The following is a 4,322-nucleotide window of genomic DNA, read 5'->3' as shown; positions in this document are numbered from 1 at the left end:
CCGCCGGCCCGCCCCGCCTCCGCGCCGGGAACGACACCGGAAACGGCACCGGGGACAGCACCGGGGACAGCACCGGGCGCGGCGCGGGCGGCCTCGGTCCTGGCCGCCGCCTTGGCGGCCCGCTCGGCGCGCTGCTCGACCCACTCGGCCGCCCACGGCGGCAGCGTGTCGGTGGCCGCCACCCCGTCGGCCGCCCACAGCAGCAGCAGCCCGAGCGCGTGCTTGCAGGGGAACTTCCGGCTCGGGCAGTTGCACCGGTAGGCGGGCTCGGACAGGTCGACGCAGGCCTGGTAGGGCTTGGCGCCACTGCCCTTGCACTCGCCGAACAGCACGTCGTCGTCCGTCGCGCCGCTCGTCATCCATTTGCCGGGTGCCGCCACGCCCTGGGCCGCCTTCTGGGACGAGGCGTCGGGGGCGAGGGCGAGCACCTGATCACGGCTCCACCGTTCGATCACTTGCCGCAGACTAGCCAGCCCGACCGACATTTACCGCCGCTCCGGAGTATCCGCCGGGACACCTCCCGGCCGGGCACCGGGCCGGCAGGTGTTCTCGCAGGTCAGCCGGCCAGATCAGGGCGGAAAAGAGTGATCGGGCGGTACTGTTTGACGCCGTCCACGACGAGGCCCACGGCCTCGTTGCAGAAGGCGACGTGGTCCTTGATCGCGGCGGCGGCGGGGATCGGCTCGGGGTAGGCCCAGGCGACGTCGGCGGGCACGTCGGCGTCGCCGTCCCGCAGCGACCAGTAGGACGCGACGCCCTTGTACGGGCAGCGCGTCCGGGTCGCGGTGGCCTCCAGCAGATCGGCCCGGACGTCGGCTGGCGGGATGTAGTAGCGGGTCGGCAGCCCGGTCTCGAACAGCAGCACCGGGCTCCGCGTCTCGGCGACCGTCCGCCCGCCGATCTCGACCACGACGTGCCGCGAGCTGGGCAGGGCGTCCACCCGCCGGTACGGGTCGCGCGGGTGCACGAAGATCTCCTCGTCCTCCTCGTACCAGTGGTCGAGCACCACCTCCGGATGCCGGAACCACGCGAAGGCGATGTGGTCGGGCAGGCGCGGGTAGCGCCAGGCGGCGTTCGGCACGGTGAGGCCGCCTATGACCAGGTCGTAATAGGTGGTCGCGCCCTCGTGCCGGCCGGGCGGCGGCCGTTTGACCTTGCGGAGCAGGTCGGTGCGCACGTCGGCGGCGGGGAAGGCGTAGCGGGGCACCGGATGCTCCGGCTCCCAGACGAGGAGGGGGCCGCGGGTGTCGACGACGGTGACGCCGTCGCGGCTGCCTCGCACCCAGCGCTCGCTCGGCTCCCAGTTGAAGGCTCGTGCGGCGGGCACGGCGATCACGTCCCGGCGGGCGGGCCCGTGCGGCTGCCTCCGGGGGCGCTCACCGCCCGGGGCCGAAGGGCCGGTCGCCGCGCAGGGTGATGCGGTGCATGACGCGGTGGGCGGTGGCCAGGTCGAGCTGGGTGACGGTCGGTGCGGACACGCATTCCCCTTTACAAAGTCAGGCCGGTACAGGGTGGGCGGCGCCCCTTGCCGGCGGGCCGGTCGCACGGACACGAACATATGTATTTCCTACCAATTTATAGTGAATTGGGCAATGCGCAGCTTCGGTCCAGGCGCGCGGGGGCTCCGGCGGGCGAGCGCATAGGATCATCGCGTGGAGCTGACGATCTATCCCGGCGGCCCGTCCGTCGAGGTCGCCGACGAGAAGGCGGCCCTGGCCAGTGGCCTGGAAGGGCAGCTCGTGCTCGACGGCACGAGGTTCCTGCGGCGCGACGTCACCGGCGCGGCCGTGGGGTTCGTGGAGCGGCCGGCCGTCGCGCGGGCCCTTGACCTGCTGCCGCATCCCGAGGGCGGCTGGTTCCGTGAGACGTGGCGGGCGCCCGTGACGTTCCTGCCGGCCGGCTACCCCGGCGCCCGGGCCAGCGCCACCGGCATCTACTTCCTACTGTCGCCGGGCGAGGAGTCGGTGCCGCACGTGGTGCGCTCCGACGAGGTGTGGCTGTGGCATCGGGGCGGGCCGCTGACGCTGACCATCGGCGACCAGGACGTCACCCTGGGGCCGCTGGTCGAGGAGGGGCAGGTGCCGCAGGCCGTCGTGCCGGGCGGGGTGTGGCAGTCGGCCAGGCCCGCCGGCGGCCAGGAGGTGCTCGTGAGCTGCGTGGTCTCTCCCGGGTTCGACTTCGCCGACTTCACGGCGAACGATCCTGCGGGGCGGGAGGTGGAGTAGCCGCCGTGGACAGCAGCGAGGAGCCGCCCATCCGCCGCCTCTCCACCGAGGTCGTCTACGAGAGCCCGTACCTGCGCATGCGCGAGGATCGCATCCGGCGCCTCGACGGGTCGGAGGGGATCTACTCCTACGTCGAGAAGCCGGACTACGCGCTGGTCATCCCGATCGAGAACGGCGGGCTGCACCTGGTGTGCCAGTACCGGTACACGATCCGGGCGCGGTCGTGGGAGTTCCCGCAGGGGACGTTCCCGAACATGGCCACCGGCGACCCCGAGCACCTGGCCCGCGAGGAGCTGCGGCAGGAGACCGGGCTCACCGCGGAGCGGATGACCCACCTCGGGCGGCTGGACTGCGCCAAGGGGATGTCGTCGCAGGGGTTCGACGTGTTCGTGGCGACGGGGCTGGTGCCCGGCCCGAACGAGCTGGAGGTCGAGGAGCAGGATCTCGTCCACCGGTGGTTCCCGCGGGCCGAGGCCGAGCGGATGATGCGCGACGGCGGGATCACCGACGCCGCCACGCTGGCGGCGTACGCGCTGCTGCTCCTGTCGGGCACGACGCACGACTGAGGACACGTGCGCGGCTGAGGACATGCCGCGACCCGGCCGCGAGCAGGGGGAACGCGGCCGGCGCGGCAGCGTGGGCCGGTTTTGCGAGGGCGTGTCAGGGGGTCCTACGCGTACCGCCGGGAGTGACGTGGTGGAAGGGTGGATACGGCAGAGCGCGGACCGCGGAACCGAACAGATGTGTGACATGCTGCGACCACACAGGGGAAAGAGTTCGCATGTCGGGTGCGTCACTAAGAGTGATTATCTGCGATAAGTATGCGATTCCGAGGTTCGGACTGCTGACGATCTTGGCGTCCAGACCCGGTGTCGAAGTGATCGAGGCCACGGACAGTGGCGTCCATGCGATCATGCTCGCCCGCCAGCACCATCCGGAGGTCGTGGTCACGGGTCTGACGCTGGGCGGGCTGTCGGGGCTGGAGCTGATCCAGCGATTACGGGCCGAGAAGCTGGATCCGCAGCCGCGGGTCGTCGTGTTCACCGTGGACCACACCGACCAGACGTTCACCGAGGTGCTGCGCGCGGGGGCGAACGGGCTGCTGACGCAGGACTCGACCCAGGACGAGGTGGTCGCGATCATCAGGGCGGCGGGCAGGGGGCAGACGTTGCTGTCCCCGCTGGTGACGCAGCGGCTGGTGGAGTGGTTCCGGCAGCGTGAGCCGCCCGCCGCCGCCGAGCCCCGGCTCACGCTGGCCGGGCTGACGCCGCGTGAGCAGCAGGTGCTGCTCCTGGTCGCCCAGGGAAGGTCCACCGAGGAGGTGGCCGGGGAGCTGTACATCGGGGTGAGCACGGTACGCACGCATCTGCACCGGTTGCGGGCGAAGCTGAAGGCCAAGGACCGGGCCCAGCTGGTGTCCCTCGCCTACCGCGCCGGCCTCATGTCGACGTGAGGCCGAGGAAGGCGGGGCCGCGGTTCACCTCGCGACCGCCCGGCGCGTGGCCAGCGGCCCCAGGGCGAGGGCGGCGAGCACCACCGCGGCGCCCACCGCGAACGTCCCCGGGTAACCGGCGCCCGCCACCACCCCGCCCACCAGCCCGGCCAGGCCGAAGAAGATGTCGTACAGCGAGCTGAGCGCCCCCAGCGCCGCCCCGCGCTCGGCCTCGGCGGCCCGGCTGATGGTGATCATCGCGAGCGCGGGGTACAGCAGCGTGAAGCCGGCGCCGGACACGACCGCGCCGGCGGCGGCCACCCACCACGACGGCGCGAAGCCGATCATGACGAGCCCGGCCGCCTCCAGGACGCTCGACACGACGATCACCGGCAGCGGCCCGAGCCGGTCCGGCAGCCGCCCGGCCACCAGCCGCGTCGTGATGTAGGCGGCGCTGAACACGCTGAGCAGCAGCGGCCCCTGGGCGATCCCCCGCGCCGTCAGCGCCAGCGCGCCGAAGCCGACCAGCACGCCGTACCCGAACGCCCCGGCGCCGAGCGCCAGGCCGGGCAGCAGCGCCGCGCCGGGGATGAGCCGGCGCGACACGACGGGCAGCGGCGCGGCCGGCGGCAGCAGCGCCAGCACGCCGGCGGCGGCGAGCGGCA

The 4,322-nt window shown here is 72.9% G+C and carries 6 protein-coding genes; 3 read left to right on the top strand and 3 right to left on the bottom strand.

The window, feature by feature from the left end:
* Positions 1–455: SWIM zinc finger family protein (locus tag KME77_RS15530; protein ID WP_308250715.1), on the bottom strand; the 455-nt coding region annotated here is incomplete at its 3' end.
* A 101-nt stretch (positions 456–556) separates the two neighbouring features.
* Positions 557–1,327, bottom strand: a complete 771-nt coding sequence (locus tag KME77_RS15525; RefSeq protein WP_219467515.1) for a DUF427 domain-containing protein — start codon at positions 1,325–1,327, stop codon at positions 557–559.
* A 325-nt stretch (positions 1,328–1,652) separates the two neighbouring features.
* Between KME77_RS15525 and KME77_RS15520 the strand changes: the two genes are divergently transcribed.
* The 3 genes from KME77_RS15520 to KME77_RS15510 all read left to right on the top strand — a co-directional run bounded on the left by KME77_RS15520 (position 1,653) and on the right by KME77_RS15510 (position 3,678).
* A complete protein-coding gene (locus KME77_RS15520; protein ID WP_308250714.1) occupies positions 1,653–2,225 on the top strand; it encodes a cupin domain-containing protein in 573 nt (190 codons plus the stop codon).
* A gap of 5 nt (positions 2,226–2,230) precedes the next feature.
* Positions 2,231–2,791, top strand: a complete 561-nt coding sequence (locus KME77_RS15515; RefSeq protein ID WP_308250713.1) for an NUDIX domain-containing protein — start codon at positions 2,231–2,233, stop codon at positions 2,789–2,791.
* Between the two features lie 215 nt (positions 2,792–3,006).
* Positions 3,007–3,678, top strand: coding sequence for a response regulator (locus tag KME77_RS15510; RefSeq protein ID WP_246609808.1), 672 nt, complete (start codon positions 3,007–3,009; stop codon positions 3,676–3,678).
* 24 nt (positions 3,679–3,702) lie between these two features.
* On the opposite strand, the gene KME77_RS15505 is transcribed toward KME77_RS15510, so the two are convergent.
* On the bottom strand, positions 3,703–4,322 hold a 620-nt coding region (locus tag KME77_RS15505; protein WP_219467509.1), incomplete at its 5' end, for an MFS transporter.

The organism is Nonomuraea rhizosphaerae (assembly GCF_019396405.1).
Classification (GTDB): Bacteria; Actinomycetota; Actinomycetes; order Streptosporangiales; family Streptosporangiaceae; genus Nonomuraea; species Nonomuraea rhizosphaerae.
This window is presented reverse-complemented; position numbering and strand designations above follow the sequence as displayed.

Excerpts from the sequence above, each read along its gene's own strand:
- KME77_RS15510 (WP_246609808.1), top strand. The coding sequence starts at position 3,007 with ATGTCGGGTGCGTCACTAAGAGTGATTATCTGCGATAAGTATGCGATT.